This is a genomic window from Bradyrhizobium sp. S3.2.6, from assembly GCF_040546885.1.
In the GTDB taxonomy this organism is placed as follows: Bacteria; Pseudomonadota; Alphaproteobacteria; order Rhizobiales; family Xanthobacteraceae; genus Bradyrhizobium; species Bradyrhizobium cytisi.
The window spans coordinates 207,284-221,082 of sequence record NZ_JBEPOS010000002.1; the positions used below are offsets into that span (position 1 = coordinate 207,284).

Consider the following 13,799-nt stretch of genomic DNA (forward strand, 5'->3'; position numbering starts at 1 on the left):
CGCCACTCACCATTCGCCCTTACCATAGGCACGGTCTGCCCGTTGTTAATGCTTGATCGAGGTCACCAGCGGTGTTCTGCTCAAAAAAGCTGCTGGAGCACCGCACCCCGTGTCGATCTACGTCGCATTACACCACGTCACGCACTACAAATACGACCGCCCGATCGATCTGGGACCGCAGACCATCCGTCTGCGGCCGGCGCCGCACACGCGCACGCCGATCCTGAGCTATTCGCTCAAGGTCACGCCGGCCAATCACTTCGTGAACTGGCAGCAAGATCCGCTAGGTAACTGGATCGCGCGTTACGTCTTCCCGGAGAAAACGACCGAGCTGAAGATCGAAGTCGATTTCACGGCACAGATGACCACGGTCAATCCGTTCGACTTCTTCGTCGAACCTTACGCCGACAGCTTTCCGTTCGAATACCCGAAAGACCTCAAGGCCGAGCTGGCGCCGTATCTCGAGATCATCAAGCCCGATCCCGCATTCGCAAAATATCTCGCCTCGATCCCGCGCGAGGCCCCGAATACCGTCAATTTCCTGGTCGATCTGAACAGGGAACTGCAACAGAAGATCAACTACGTCATTCGCATGGAGCCCGGCGTGCAGACGCCGGAGGAGACGCTCACATCCTGCGCCGGCTCCTGCCGCGACTCCGCCTGGCTGTTGATCCAGACCTTCCGCCATCTTGGCCTCGCCGCGCGCTTCGTGTCCGGCTATCTCATCCAGATCCGCCCCGACATCGATCCGATCGAGGGGCCGCCGGAGGTGGAGAACGACTTCACCGATCTGCACGCCTGGGCCGAGGTCTATCTGCCGGGCGCGGGCTGGATCGGGTTTGATGGGACCTCGGGCATGCTCGCGGGCGAGGGGCACATCCCAGTTGCCGCCACGCCGCATTATCGTTCGGCCGCGCCGATCTCCGGTGGCGCGGGCTTTGCCGAGGTCGAATTTGCCTTCGACATGAGCGTCCGCCGCATCCGCGAGGCGCCGCGCATCACGAAGCCGTTCTCCGATGACTCCTGGACGCGGCTCAACGATCTCGGCGAGCAGGTCGACGGCGATCTCGCTGCGCAGGACGTGCGGCTCACCATGGGCGGCGAGCCGACCTTCGTCTCGGTCGACGATCTCGAAGCGGCGGAGTGGAATACGGAAGCGGTCGGCCCGACCAAGCGCGCGCTCGGCGACGATCTGATCCGCCGTCTGCGCAATCGATTCGCGCCGGGCGGCCTGCTGCATTACGGCCAGGGCAAATGGTATCCCGGCGAAAGCCTGCCGCGCTGGGCCTTTGGCCTGTACTGGCGCAAGGACGGCGTGCCGATCTGGAAGAATGGCGACCTCATCGCCAGGATCGAGAAGCCCAAGCTCGCCGTGACCGAGGACGCCGAAGACTTCATGGAGGGCACGGCGGCACGGCTCGGGCTCGATCCCGGCTATGTCATTCCGGCCTATGAGGACACCGTCTACTGGCTTCAGAAGGAGGCCGATCTTCCCGTCAACGTCGATCCGTCCGACTCCAAATTGTCCAATCCGGAGGAACGCGCGCGCATGGCGCGGGTGTTCGATGAGGGCCTCCGCAAGCCACGCGGTTTCGTGCTGCCGGTGCAGCGCTGGAACGCGCCGCCACGCTGGCGCAGCGAGCGTTGGCAGCTCCGGCGCAATCATCTGTTCCTGATGCCGGGCGATTCGCCGCTCGGCCTGCGCCTGCCGATCGGTTCGCTCGGCTATGTCCCGCCCGGTGAATATCCCTACATCGTCGAGCAGGACCCGCTGGAGGCGCGCGGCAAGCTGCCGGTGTTCACACTCCCGGAGCGCCCGACAGCGTCGCCGCGGGTCGCGCCCGAGAAGCTCAATACGTCCGTCCCCGTCCGCACGGCACTGTCGATCGAGGTCCGCGACGGCGTGATCTGCGCCTTCATGCCGCCGGTCGAGCGTATCGAGGATTATCTCGAGATGATCGCGGCGGTCGAAGCCACCGCCGAGGAGATGCAGCTCCAGGTCCATGTCGAGGGCTATGCGCCGCCGTTCGATCCGCGCATCGAGGTCATCAAGGTGACGCCTGACCCCGGCGTCATCGAGGTCAACGTTCAGCCCGCAAAGAACTGGCGCGAGGCGGTCGACATCACCGTCGGGCTCTATGAGGATGCCGGCAAGATACGCCTCGGCGCCAACCGCTTCCTGGTCGATGGCCGCCACACCGGCACCGGCGGCGGCAACCACGTCGTGGTCGGCGGCTCCAGCCCGCAGGATTCGCCGTTCCTGCGCCGCCCCGATCTCTTGAAGAGCCTGGTGCTGTACTGGCAGCGGCATCCGTCGCTGTCCTATTTCTTCTCCGGCCTGTTCATCGGCCCGACCAGCCAGGCGCCGCGCATCGACGAGGCCCGTCACGACAGCATCTACGAGCTCGAGATCGCACTCTCGCACGTGCCGCCGCCGGGCTATCAGACGCCGCTGTGGCTGGTTGACCGGCTGTTCCGGCATCTGCTGGTCGACATCACCGGCAACACCCACCGCGCCGAGATCTGCATCGACAAGCTCTATTCGCCGGATAGCCCCACCGGCCGACTCGGCCTGGTCGAATTCCGCGCGCTCGAAATGCCGCCGGATCCGCGGATGTCGCTGGCGCAGCAGCTCCTGATCCGGGCGCTGATCGCAAAATTCTGGCGCGAGCCGCAACAAGGCAAGTTCGTGCGCTGGGGCACCGCGCTGCATGACCGCTTCATGCTGCCGCATTTCATCTGGGATGATTTTCAGGACGTGCTCTCCGAGCTCAAGAGCTCGGGCTATCCGTTCGAGCCGGAATGGTATCTGGCCCAGCTCGAATTCCGCTTCCCCGCCTTCGGCCGCATCCATCATGGCGGCGTGACGCTGGAGCTGCGCCAGGCATTGGAGCCTTGGCACGTGCTGGGCGAGGAGGGCTCGGCCGGCGGCACGGTGCGCTATGTCGACTCGTCCGTCGAACGGCTCCAGGTCAAGGCCGACGGCTTCGTCGAGGGCCGCCATGTCGTGACCTGCAACGGCCGCCGCCTGCCGATGACGTCGACCGGACGCTCGGGGGAAGCCGTGGCGGGTGTCCGCTTCAAGGCCTGGCAGCCGGCCTCCGGCCTGCACCCCACCATTCCGGTCCATGCGCCGCTGACGTTTGACCTGATCGATACCTGGAACGGCCGCTCGCTCGGCGGCTGCGTCTATCACGTCGCCCATCCCGGCGGCCGCAGCTACGACACCAAGCCGGTCAACACCTACGAGGCCGAGGCGCGGCGGCTGGCGCGCTTCCAGGACCACGGCCATACGCCGGGCCCCATGCAGCCCCCGCCCGAGGAACGCACAAATGAATTCCCGCTGACCCTCGACTTGCGGACACCGCTCCTGCAATGAGTATGATGGTGGGGCAGGGAGAGGCGCATGGGCGAGGGCGCAGCCGAACAGGACAAGGCGGGTAAGGCGCAGGGTCAGCGAGAAGGCCAGCGCCGCCTCGCGCAATGGGTCCGCGACTATCGCCGCCTGCCCGGCATCCCCGACGAGTTTCTGGGGCCCGACGGCGCCCCGCGCGCGGTCTGGAGCCGCTTCTTCGATGCCTTCGGCACGCTGGCGCCCGACGAGGTCGAGCGGCGCTTCGGCATGGCCGACCGCCATCTCCGCGAGGCCGGCGTCACCTACCGCGCGCCCGGCGACAGCGCCGACCGGCCGTGGTCGCTCAGCCATCTGCCGCTGCTGATCGACGAGGCCGACTGGAAGCAGCTCTCCGCCGGCATCACCCAGCGCGCCGAGCTTTTGGAGCTCGTGCTGCGCGACATCTATGGCGAAGGCCGGCTGGTCGCGGAAGGTGCGCTGCCGGCCGGCGCGATTGCCGGCAGTCCCGAATACCTCCGTCCCGTCTGCGGCGTGCCGCCGCCGGGCGGGCGCTACCTCTCGCTCTATGCTGCCGATGTCGGCCGTGGGCCCGACGGCCGCTGGTGGGTGCTGGGCGACCGCACGCAGGCGCCGTCAGGCGCGGGCTATGCGCTGGAGAACCGCCTGGTGCTGTCGCGCGCCTTCTCCGATCTCTACAAGTCGATGAATGTGCCGCGCGTCGCGCCGTTCTTCGAGGCGTTTCGCGATAGCCTTCGCGCGCGTGCCGATCGCGACGAGCCGCGGATCGGCGTGCTCTCGCCCGGCAGTTTCAGCGAAACCTATTTCGAGCACGCGACGCTGGCGCGCTATCTCGGCTTCCTCTTGGTCGAGGGCGACGATCTCGCCGTCAGCGAAAACCGCATCCACATTCGCACCGTCGCGGGGCTGAAGCGGCTCGACGTATTGCTCCGCCGTGTCGATTCCAACTCGCTCGATCCGCTCGAGCTCGATGCCTCCTCGCATCTCGGCGTGCCCGGCCTGATCGACGTGCTGCGCAAGGACGGCATCGTCGTTGCCAACATGCCGGGCTCCGGTGTGCTGGAGGCGAGGGCGCTGCTCGGCTTCCTGCCGGCCTTGAGCCGCCGTTTGCTCGGCGAAGAGCTGAAGATGCCGCACATCGCGACCTGGTGGTGCGGCCAGCGCTCGGCGCGCGACGAGGTATTGTCGCGGCTCGACGAGGTCGCGATCGAAGGCGCCTACCGGCGCGGCGTGCCCGGCTTCGACAGCAACGGCCCGGTGCTGGCGAGCGGGCTCGATGCCGCCGGACGTCAGCGGCTGGTCGATGCAATCAGCGCCCGCGGCATGGATTATGTCGGCCAGGAGGTGGTGCGCTTGTCCACCATGCCGGTGTGGGAGCAGGGGCAGATCATGCCGCGCCCCTTCGTGCTGCGCGTGTTTGCTGCGGCAACGCCCGACGGCTGGGCCATCATGCCCGGCGGGTTCTGCCGGATCGCCGAGCAGGCGGATGCGCGCGCGGTGTCGATGGGGGACGGCGCGCGTGCCGCCGACGTCTGGGTGGTCTCGGACAAGAAGGTCTCGACCGCGTCGCTGCTGCCAGCGACAGACAAGGTCCGGATTCGCCGGATCGCCGGCGTGCTGCCGAGCCGCGCTGCCGACAATCTGTTCTGGCTCGGCCGCTATCTCGAACGCGCCGAAGCGACGCTGCGGCTGGTGCGCGCGCTGGGCTCGCCGAGCGGACCCAACAAGGGCACCGCGGCCTCGCTGCAATCGGCCGAACGGATCCAGCGCCTGCTGGTGACCTGGGGTGCGATCTCGCAGACCTCGCGCACGGCACCGGGGCGCATCGTCGCCGAAGCCTTGCAGAGCGAGGCGCGTTTCGGCTCGGCGCTGTCGCTGGTGCGCGCGGCGCAGCGCACCGCAACCTCCTTGCGCGAGCGGCTGTCGCCCGATGCCTGGCAGGTCATCACCGAGATGGCCGATCGGCTCTCCTACGAGGTCGAGGACGACGACAGCGTGTTGAGTGCGGCCGAGCTGACCTTGCAGGAGCTTGCGAGCTTCGCAGGCCTCGCGCAGGAGAACATGAACCGCGCCGCCGGCTGGCGCTTCCTCGATATTGGCCGCCGCACCGAGCGCGCCATCAACACCGCGCGTTTTGCCCGACAGTTTGCCTATGACGAGGCTGGCGACGAGGACCTCGACATCCTGCTGACGCTGGTGGATTCCCAGATCACCTACCGCTCGCGCTATCTGCTGGCGCCGATCCTGGCGCCGGTGCGCGATCTCGCCGTGCTCGATCCCTACAATCCGCGGTCGGTGGCGTTCCAGGTGACGACACTGAACGAGCATATCGCGGCATTGCCAAGCTTGAAGGAGCACGGCCTGATCGAGCAGCCGCAGCGGCTTGCGGTGGCGGTGCAGTCCATGCTGGCGACCGCCGAAGCCGAGAAGCTCGAGGTCAAGACTTTGTTCGCGCTGGAGCAGGATTTGCTCAGCCTCGCCGAAGCGATCGGGCTGCATTACTTCCCGCACGGCACCAATGCGAGCCGGCCGGAAAAGCTGACGGGGCTGGCGTGATCTACGACATCCGGCACGTCACGACTTACGAGTACGAGAGCCCGGTCAGCTTCGCCCGCTGCACGCTGCGGCTTGAGCCGAGGGACGGCAACGGCCAGGAGCTGATCTCGCACAAGATCGAGATCCGTCCGCGTCCGTCCGAGCGCCACGTCCGCCGCGATTTCTTTGGCACGCTGACCGAGAGCATCGTGATCGAGGCCGCGCATCGCAATTTACGCATCGACTCGCGCTCGCGCGTCTCCGTCGCGCGGAAGCCACCGGCGCGCGACGCCGCGAGCCCATCCTGGGAGAGCATCCGCGACATCGCGTTCGAAGCGACAAGCCTCGGGCCGGCCTCGCCGGTCGGTTATGTCTTTGCGAGCCCGCTGGTGCCGGTGTTGCGTCCCGTCAGTGCCTATGCCGCCGAGAGCTTCGCGCCCGAAAAGGGCATCCTCGCCGGCGCGGTCGATCTCATGCATCGCATCCGCACCGGGTTTCGCTATGACCCGAAGGCGACGGCGATCTCGACGCCGCTCGACGAGGTCTTCGACAAGCGCCACGGCGTCTGCCAGGATTTTGCCCATGTGATGATCGCGGGGCTGCGCGGGCTCGGCCTGCCTGCCGCCTATGTCAGCGGCTACTTACGCACCATTCCGCCGGCAGGACAGCCGCGCTTGCAGGGAGCGGATGCCACGCACGCCTGGGTGTCGCTGTGGTGCGGCGCGGAGCTCGGCTGGGTCGATTTCGATCCGACCAACGATCTCTTGGTCGCCAATGACCACATCGTGCTGGCGGTCGGTCGCGACTTCTCCGATGTGTCCCCGGTGGACGGCATCATCGTCGGCTCCCCGAAGCAGAAGCTCGGCGTCGCCGTGGACGTGCAGCTGGTGGACTGATTGCGGTTTTGCCGTCCCGGCGACGCCCGCCAGGGATGTGTCGAGCATTCACCGCAACCGCGATATCGCGGAGCACAACTGCAACATATTTCCGTGTTTTCACTCCCGGGTTTGGCCAGTCGCCCCAGATTGGGCTATGCTGAGCCTGCGTCGAGGGCGAGTATGAGGCGTCAGGAGGCTAGCGTGGGACACCACCGACGGACGGGGCTGCATCCATGATGACGTTACCGCGACTGGCAGCTGAATCCCTGGAGAAGCTGCTGGGCACGTTCATGCGGCGTCGGTATGACGAGAGCGCTGCGAGTATAGTCGAGAGCGCAACCCGCACGGCGATGGAATGCATCGGCAACAGCGATGCACTTTACCATAACATCGAGCATACGATGCTGGTGACGCTGGCGGGCCATTCCATCCTCAGCGGCCGAAGCCTCCATACCCACCTGACGGCCGAGGATTACGTCCACGTCCTGATCGCCTGCCTCGCCCACGATATCGGCTATGTGCGCGGCCTGTTCGAGGAGGATGACATCGACGGCTTCGTGATCGATGCTGCCGACACCAAGATCTCGTTGCCGCGCGGTGCGTCGGACGCCAGCTTGATGACGTATCACGTCGACCGCTCGAAGCTCTATGTGACGCGGCGGTTGCGGCACATTCCGGGGCTTGATCCTGAACGCATCGCCCGCGCCATCGAGGGGACGCGCTTCCCGGCCCGCGAGGGCCAGGAATACGACGACGAGGCGTCGATCCTGCGCGCCGCCGACTTCATCGGGCAGCTCGGCGATCCCAACTATCTGCGCAAGGCCAATGCACTCTATTACGAGTTCGAGGAGGTCGGCATGAACCGCCAACTCGGCTACGACTCGCCCGCCGACATCGTGAACCGCTATCCGCAATTCTATTGGAATAGCGTCGCGCCGCACATCCAGACCGAGATCGGCTATCTCAACAAGACCGAGATCGGCCGGCAGTGGATCGCCAATCTCTACAGCAACGTGTTCCGGGCCGAACGCGAGATATCGCTATCCGGACCGCAGAAGTAGGGCTCTTGTAGCCCGCATGGAGCGAAGCGGAAAGCGCCGCCGCCGGCGCTTCTGAATCCTGAGCGGCCAAAGCCTGATTTTCGCGATCGCAGGAACTTTTCGCTGTCGCCGTCGTCCAATCCTGAGCTGCGCGTTGAGGTGCCAGGGAGATGACCATGACCGAGGACAAGAAGCCGGGCGGACCCGACCTGACCAGGGGCGTGTCGTTGCGCGAGTTCAAGGATGGTAAGCTGCTCGGGCATGTCGGCGAGGAGGACGTCCTGCTGGTGCACGCCGCCGGCGATGTGTTTGCAATCGAGCCCGAATGCAGCCATTGGCATGGTCCGCTGGCCGAAGGGCTGGTGGTCGGCGACACTATCCGCTGTCCCTGGCATCACGCCTGCTTCTCACTTCGCACCGGCGAGGCGACGCGTGCGCCGGCACTCAATACGCTGACAGTGTGGGAGGTGACGCGCGATCAGGACAGGATCATGGTCCAGCGCAAGCGCGATATGCCGAAGCCTTCGGCGTCCCACCGCACCGCGCCAACTCCGGAAAAATTCGTCATCGTCGGCGGCGGCGGGGCCGGTTTTGCGGCGGCCGAGATGCTCCGGCGCGAGGGTTTTGCCGGCAGCATCACGATGCTCAGCAGTGACGGCGCGATGCCGGCCGACCGGCCGAACCTGTCCAAGGACTATCTCGCCGGAAATGCGCCGGAAGAATATCTGCCGTTGCGCCCCGAGGACTACTATGGGGATGCCAGCATCGATCTCCGGCTCAACACCAACGTCTCGGCGATCGATCCGAAGACGCGCAGCGTGACGCTCGGCAATGGCGACAAGCTGCCGTTCGACCGGCTGCTGCTCGCGACCGGCGCAGAGCCGGTCAAGCTCCAGATCCCCGGCGCCGATCAGCCGCATGTCCACACCTTACGCTCCGTGGCCGACAGCCGTGCCATCATCAAGGCGGCGGGCAGCGCGAAGCGCGTGCTCGTGATCGGTGCGAGCTTCATCGGCCTCGAGGTCGCGGCGTCGCTTCGTGCGCGCAAGCTCGAGGTCCATGTGGTCGCGCCGGAGGAGCGGCCGATGCAGAAGGTGCTCGGTCCCGAGATGGGCGATTTCATCCGCAAGGTTCACGAGGAGAACGGCGTCAGCTTCCACTTGAAGGACACCGTGGAGAAAATCGACGGTACCCGCGCCACGCTGAAGAGCGGCGCCGTGATCGAGGCCGACCTCGTCGTGGTCGGCATCGGCGTCAAGCCGCGCCTTGCGCTGGCAGAGCACGCAGGGCTCGCAGCCGATCGGGGCGTCAGCGTGAGCGAATATCTGGAGACCAGCGTCGCCGGAATCTTCGCCGCCGGCGATATCGCGCGCTGGCCCGATCCGCATTCGCGGCAAACCATCCGCGTCGAGCACTGGGTGGTGGCGGAGCGGCAGGGCCAGACCGCGGCGCGCAACATGATGGGCAAGCGCGAGCGCTTCGACGCCGTGCCGTTCTTCTGGAGCCAGCATTTTGACGTCGTCATCAATTATCTGGGCCACGCCGACAGCTACGACCACATTGAGATCGACGGCAGCATCTCCAAACGGGATTGCATGCTGCGATATATCAAGGCCGGCCGCGTGCTGGCCGTCGCCTCGATCAACCGCGATCTCGACAATCTCAAGGCCGAGCTCGAGATGGAGCGGGCGCGCGGGTGAGGCGCCGCATTTGAGGTTGATTTACCTCAATGTTGGCTCCCGCAGGGGCCGCTCGGCCGGCTGTCGTCCCGGCGCGATCGGTGCTATCCTGAGCTGTGCGCTGGGGCTTCACATGCAGGAGTGGCCGTCATGACAAGCGCTTCGGATACGTCTCGACATATGGGTCTGGGCTCCGGCCTTGCGGCGCTGCACGCCAAATGGGGCTGGATCGTTGCCCTCGGTATCGTCTATCTCGTCACAGGCTTCGTCGCGCTCGGCAGCATGGTGATGGCGACGGTCGCAAGCGTGATCGTGGTCGGCGCCATGATGATCGTCGCAGGGTTCACCGAGGTGATCGGCGCGTTCCAGATGAAGAGCTGGGGCAAGTTCGTGCTCTGGGCCTTGCTCGGGGCGCTCTACATCATCGCGGGCTTCCTGACCTTCGAGAACCCGTTGTTTGCAGCAGCGCTGCTGACCCTGTTCCTCGGCGCCTCGCTGCTCGCCTCGGGCGCGGTGCGGCTGTTTCTCGCCTTCAGCATGAAGCGCGAAAGCCCGTGGGTCTGGGTGGCGCTGTCGGCCATCATCACGCTGCTGCTCGGGCTGTTGATCCTGGCACGCTGGCCGGTCAACAGCGTCTATATCCTCGGCCTGTTCCTCGGCATCGATCTGATCATGGCCGGTGCCGGCTGGATCAGCCTGGGTTTCAGCCTGCGGCGGCGTCACTAGCTCGTCAGCAACGCGACGCGAGAACATCATGGCGCAGGCCTCCAGCCTGAAGAGCGCGCCGCTGTCGCTGCTGCTGCCCGGCATCACGCTCAACACCACGCCGCAGGATTTCCGCCCGATCAAGGACGGCTATATGCTCCGGTTCGACGGCAACGACTGGATCGTAGGGAGCCGAGCTGCTGCGCGGGACGTGAGGGGTGGAATCGTAGGGTGGGCAAAGGCGCGCGCTCTTCGCGCGCCGTGCCCACTATCCGCGCGCCGTGCTGGCATGGTGGGCACGCTTCGCTTTGCCCACCCTACGATACTTCGCGGGAGGTGAGGGGCGGCGTGGGTGAAGGACTCTCTCCTCTCGCTCGGAATCGTAGGGTGGGCAAAGGCGCGCGCTCTTCGCGCCGTGCTGCTTACCTACCCCACGGCCCGAACCTAAAATTCACGCCCGCCATGACGGTATCGATCCGGCGGCTAACGCGAATAGGCTCGATGAAACCAAACGCGTCTTGCGTGTTCAGCGTCTGCGTACCGAAATCCATGTGATTGTATTCCACGAATACCGACCAGTTCGGCGCAAAGAGATATTCGAGACCGCCTCCGATGTCCCAACCTGACCGTGTCTCCGCACCCGAGTTATTTGAGACACCCATTCCGGTGATCGTGTAGTCAAGTTTTGCATGGGTCCAAGCAGCGCCGCCCTTGACATAGATGAGGGCCTGCGGGAGCACCGCATAGCCGACGCGCATGGTCGCAGTCGTAATCCAGGACGTCTTTGCGCTGAGGTCGAAAACGTTCGGGAATTGGGGATCGGCGGCTCCAGGCACCACATGGTTGCTGCCGCGAAGGTCAGCAGCTTCAAACATGCCTTGGGCGCCGATCACCCATGATCCAACCTGGTAATCGCAACCCACCTGACCGCCGCTGAGCACGCCGGAATTGCGCTCTGACCCTAAGTCGAAGTTTGGCAGCCGGTGAGGATTGACATTGGTATAGTCTTGGCGGTCCCAGCCTCCGCCGACATTTCCGCCGATGTAGCAGCCACTCCAAACGGAAATTGGAGCCGGCGCCATCGGCGCCTTGGTGTAAGCCCGTGTGCCAAGATCGGCGCTCTGGGCAGCCGTGGCGGATACCGCGAGTGCAACCAGCGCAATACCGCTGAAAATCCGAAAAGACATGCAGCCTCCATTCATCAAAAACGGCTCGAAGTAAAAATCCAGCTATTGGATATACCAGAGCCCACCGAGCGCGCGTCTTTCATTCTCCCATCAGGAGACGTATTTGAAACTCTGTTGCTGCGTTGTTACACGGCCCGGGGCGTCACTCAGCGGACTTTTCGGACATCTGTCGAGCCGACGACATATGGGCTGCGCTTGGCCCCAAGCCGAACGGCCCATGGTGCGTTGTCCTGTCGGCTAATCGCAACAAACCGGAAATCCGCATCGTGATGTCCATGATAACCCTCCGCGAGATAACCGCTGCAACTGTGCGGGTGGTTTGCGCCTTGGAAACCAGAGAGGAGCAGAAGCGCTTTGTCGCCCCCAACGCACTCTCAATAGCGCAAGCATATTTCGAGCCGCGAGCCATCTTCAGGGCAGTGTACGCAGACGAGGTACCGGTTGGCTTCGTGATGTGGAAGCCAGCCGATGAGACGGAAGTTGCCTACCTTTGGCGGTTAATGATCGACCATAACCACCAAGAGATGGGATACGCAAAACAAGCGATCATGCAGCTGATCAATCTTCTCCGCGATGCTGGCTACCGACGAATGCAGACGAGCGTCGTGCTCGGCGATGGCGGTCCGCTAGACTTCTATCGTTCGATCGGATTCGTTGAGACTGATGCGATGCTCGCAAACGGAGAGCGGGTTCTAACGCGCAGCTTGTAGAATTCCGTACGAGTCCGCAGCCGCTTCATCCGCATCGGCGACGGTCCGGACCACCTCGCCGCAATCGGCAAGGAGCTGATCAAAGCGCGGCGGGGTGATATGCAGATGTCCCGAAGTTCCGCGCCATTGCCGTTCTCACGGGCGTTGCGCGATGAGCCCTCACCGCTGAGCACGTAAGACTCCGGGGATCAAGACTCATCGCTCCAGGTGTCATGTTGCTGACTCATTCCCTGTCTTAGACAGCGACAACGAAAACACGATGCGGGAACCGCTCAGGTTCTCGCAATGGTTCCGCAAGCCAGGGGTGGCACGAATCCGCAAGAGACTGGCGCAAGTCGAAAAACGCTGACGCGTTCGCTTGGCCATGTTCTGCGGCATCGGGAACCGCACGAAAAATCAAAGGAGATATAATGGTGTTCCGCTCGAGCGCCGCAATTTGCGGCGCCCTGGTTGCGCTTGCCGTTTCTGTGACAGTTGCCCGCAGTGAAACAAGTGGGGTTCATTCAAGCACCGTCGTCGATGCCGCCCGTGGAGATGTGATCGTTGGCGCAGCATCGACATATAATCCGTTCAAGCCTGGCAAGGAGGAGGGTGGCCCGAGAACGGCCTCCGGCGAGCGTTATGATCCCTCAGTCTGGACAGCCGCCATCAAGACGGGCTTGCGTCAGAAATTTGGCGGGGTTCAGTTCGGCGCGAGACCGAAATTTGCGCTCGTCGAGGCCGTCGGCAAGAAGGTCATCGTCAAGATCAATGACGTGGGGCCGCTCAGGCCCGGCCGCATCATCGATCTCAACGAGCGGACGATGCGCCATTTCGACCCGAGCATGGAGCTTGGAGTCCTTCCTCACGTCACAGTCAGGCCGCTGTCCGGCGACGATTGGACTCCTGGGCCGGTCGGCTGAACGTTGTAGCCGAAGGAGACGCAGCACAACGGGTTGGAATCATGCCGCCGTGGGCTTTGCTTTCTTTGAGACCGTTGCTCTGCGTCGCCCATTGCAGGCCGCAGCATGCCGATGGATGATGAGGCATGGCAAGCCGGCAACCCACCCTCATCGTTTTCGGCGGCCTTCCCGGCACCGGGAAGACCACGCTCTCGCGCGAGCTGACGAGACGGTTTGCAGCGAGCTACATCCGCGTCGATGCGATCGAGCAGACGCTGCGCGCGGCGGGCCATGATGTCGGCCCGATGGGCTACGTCATCGCCAATGCACTGGCGGCCGAGAACCTGCGGCTCGGCCGCGTGGTTGTCGCGGATTGCGTCAATCCGGTGCCGGCGAGCCGTGATGGTTGGCGGCAAACGGCCATGCAAGCATCAGCGCGCATCGCCGAGATCGAAGTGATCTGCAGCGACGTGGCTCTGCACCGGCAGCGCGCGGAAGCGCGCACGTCCGACATCGCCGGCCTCAAGCTGCCGAGCTGGCACGACATCGTCAGTCGCCATTATGAACCATGGGATCGCGATCATCTGGTGCTCGATACCGCCAGTGATTCGATCGATCATCTGCTCGAACGGATGGAGATCTATCTTCGCGACGAAACCGGTTGAGCTGGGTTCCGCCCCACGGCGACATTTTGTCCGCGCCAACCCCGTCATCATCCGTTCAAAATCCGTTGCTAGTCTCCCACGTGACGATTGGTTCGCCGGATGTACGCGGACTGCATCGCAAGCCTCGGCCCTCGTGCCGGGGCTTT

General features: G+C 64.5%; 11 protein-coding genes. 10 read left to right on the forward strand and 1 reads right to left on the reverse strand.

Annotation, left to right across the window (positions count from 1 at the left end; genetic code table 11):
* Window positions 1-109: 109 nt before the first annotated feature.
* The 7 genes from ABID58_RS05295 to ABID58_RS37365 all read left to right on the forward strand — a co-directional run bounded on the left by ABID58_RS05295 (window position 110) and on the right by ABID58_RS37365 (window position 10,550).
* Complete coding sequence (locus ABID58_RS05295) at window positions 110-3,379, forward strand: transglutaminase family protein (protein WP_354031822.1); 3,270 nt, start codon at window positions 110-112, stop codon at window positions 3,377-3,379.
* A gap of 27 nt (window positions 3,380-3,406) precedes the next feature.
* Window positions 3,407-5,929 carry a circularly permuted type 2 ATP-grasp protein gene (locus tag ABID58_RS05300; RefSeq protein WP_354031823.1) on the forward strand — a complete coding sequence of 841 codons (2,523 nt, stop codon included), beginning with the start codon at window positions 3,407-3,409 and terminating at the stop codon, window positions 5,927-5,929.
* Window positions 5,926-6,804, forward strand: coding sequence for a transglutaminase family protein (locus tag ABID58_RS05305; RefSeq protein ID WP_354031824.1), 879 nt, complete (start codon window positions 5,926-5,928; stop codon window positions 6,802-6,804). Before ABID58_RS05300 ends, ABID58_RS05305 begins: the two co-directional genes overlap by 4 nt.
* 215 nt (window positions 6,805-7,019) lie before the next feature.
* Window positions 7,020-7,847 carry a 3',5'-cyclic nucleotide phosphodiesterase gene (locus ABID58_RS05310; RefSeq protein WP_148752115.1) on the forward strand — a complete coding sequence of 276 codons (828 nt, stop codon included), beginning with the start codon at window positions 7,020-7,022 and terminating at the stop codon, window positions 7,845-7,847.
* 155 nt (window positions 7,848-8,002) lie between these two features.
* Window positions 8,003-9,526, forward strand: coding sequence for an FAD-dependent oxidoreductase (locus ABID58_RS05315; protein WP_354031825.1), 1,524 nt, complete (start codon window positions 8,003-8,005; stop codon window positions 9,524-9,526).
* Window positions 9,527-9,655: 129 nt separating this feature from the next.
* Window positions 9,656-10,231, forward strand: a complete 576-nt coding sequence (locus ABID58_RS05320; protein ID WP_354031826.1) for an HdeD family acid-resistance protein — start codon at window positions 9,656-9,658, stop codon at window positions 10,229-10,231.
* A 28-nt stretch (window positions 10,232-10,259) separates the two neighbouring features.
* Window positions 10,260-10,550: a hypothetical protein gene (locus ABID58_RS37365; protein ID WP_502916380.1), complete on the forward strand. Its 291-nt coding sequence runs from the start codon at window positions 10,260-10,262 to the stop codon at window positions 10,548-10,550.
* Window positions 10,551-10,632: 82 nt separating this feature from the next.
* Here ABID58_RS37365 and ABID58_RS05330 read toward each other — a convergent pair whose 3' ends face one another.
* Window positions 10,633-11,397, reverse strand: a complete 765-nt coding sequence (locus ABID58_RS05330) for an outer membrane protein (RefSeq protein ID WP_354031827.1) — start codon at window positions 11,395-11,397, stop codon at window positions 10,633-10,635.
* 269 nt (window positions 11,398-11,666) lie between these two features.
* Here ABID58_RS05330 and ABID58_RS05335 point away from each other — a divergent pair, with 269 nt between their 5' ends.
* The 3 genes from ABID58_RS05335 to ABID58_RS05345 all read left to right on the forward strand — a co-directional run bounded on the left by ABID58_RS05335 (window position 11,667) and on the right by ABID58_RS05345 (window position 13,653).
* Window positions 11,667-12,107 carry a GNAT family N-acetyltransferase gene (locus tag ABID58_RS05335; RefSeq protein ID WP_354031828.1) on the forward strand — a complete coding sequence of 147 codons (441 nt, stop codon included), beginning with the start codon at window positions 11,667-11,669 and terminating at the stop codon, window positions 12,105-12,107.
* 410 nt (window positions 12,108-12,517) lie between these two features.
* Entirely contained in the window at window positions 12,518-13,009 is a 492-nt protein-coding gene (locus tag ABID58_RS05340) for a septal ring lytic transglycosylase RlpA family protein (protein ID WP_354031829.1), read from the forward strand.
* A 125-nt stretch (window positions 13,010-13,134) separates the two neighbouring features.
* Window positions 13,135-13,653, forward strand: a complete 519-nt coding sequence (locus ABID58_RS05345; protein ID WP_354031830.1) for a P-loop nucleotide/nucleoside kinase family protein — start codon at window positions 13,135-13,137, stop codon at window positions 13,651-13,653.
* Window positions 13,654-13,799 lie beyond the last annotated feature (146 nt).

Bases quoted from the DNA above. Each gene is read 5' to 3' on its own strand.
- ABID58_RS05300 (WP_354031823.1), top strand. From the start codon at position 3,407: ATGGGCGAGGGCGCAGCCGAACAGGACAAGGCGGGTAAGGCGCAGGGT.
- ABID58_RS05310 (WP_148752115.1), top strand. From the start codon at position 7,020: ATGATGACGTTACCGCGACTGGCAGCTGAATCCCTGGAGAAGCTGCTG.
- ABID58_RS05315 (WP_354031825.1), top strand. From the start codon at position 8,003: ATGACCGAGGACAAGAAGCCGGGCGGACCCGACCTGACCAGGGGCGTG.
- ABID58_RS05320 (WP_354031826.1), top strand. From the start codon at position 9,656: ATGACAAGCGCTTCGGATACGTCTCGACATATGGGTCTGGGCTCCGGC.
- ABID58_RS37365 (WP_502916380.1), top strand. From the start codon at position 10,260: ATGGCGCAGGCCTCCAGCCTGAAGAGCGCGCCGCTGTCGCTGCTGCTG.
- ABID58_RS05330 (WP_354031827.1), bottom strand. From the start codon at position 11,397: ATGTCTTTTCGGATTTTCAGCGGTATTGCGCTGGTTGCACTCGCGGTA.
- ABID58_RS05335 (WP_354031828.1), top strand. From the start codon at position 11,667: ATGTCCATGATAACCCTCCGCGAGATAACCGCTGCAACTGTGCGGGTG.
- ABID58_RS05340 (WP_354031829.1), top strand. From the start codon at position 12,518: ATGGTGTTCCGCTCGAGCGCCGCAATTTGCGGCGCCCTGGTTGCGCTT.
- ABID58_RS05345 (WP_354031830.1), top strand. From the start codon at position 13,135: ATGGCAAGCCGGCAACCCACCCTCATCGTTTTCGGCGGCCTTCCCGGC.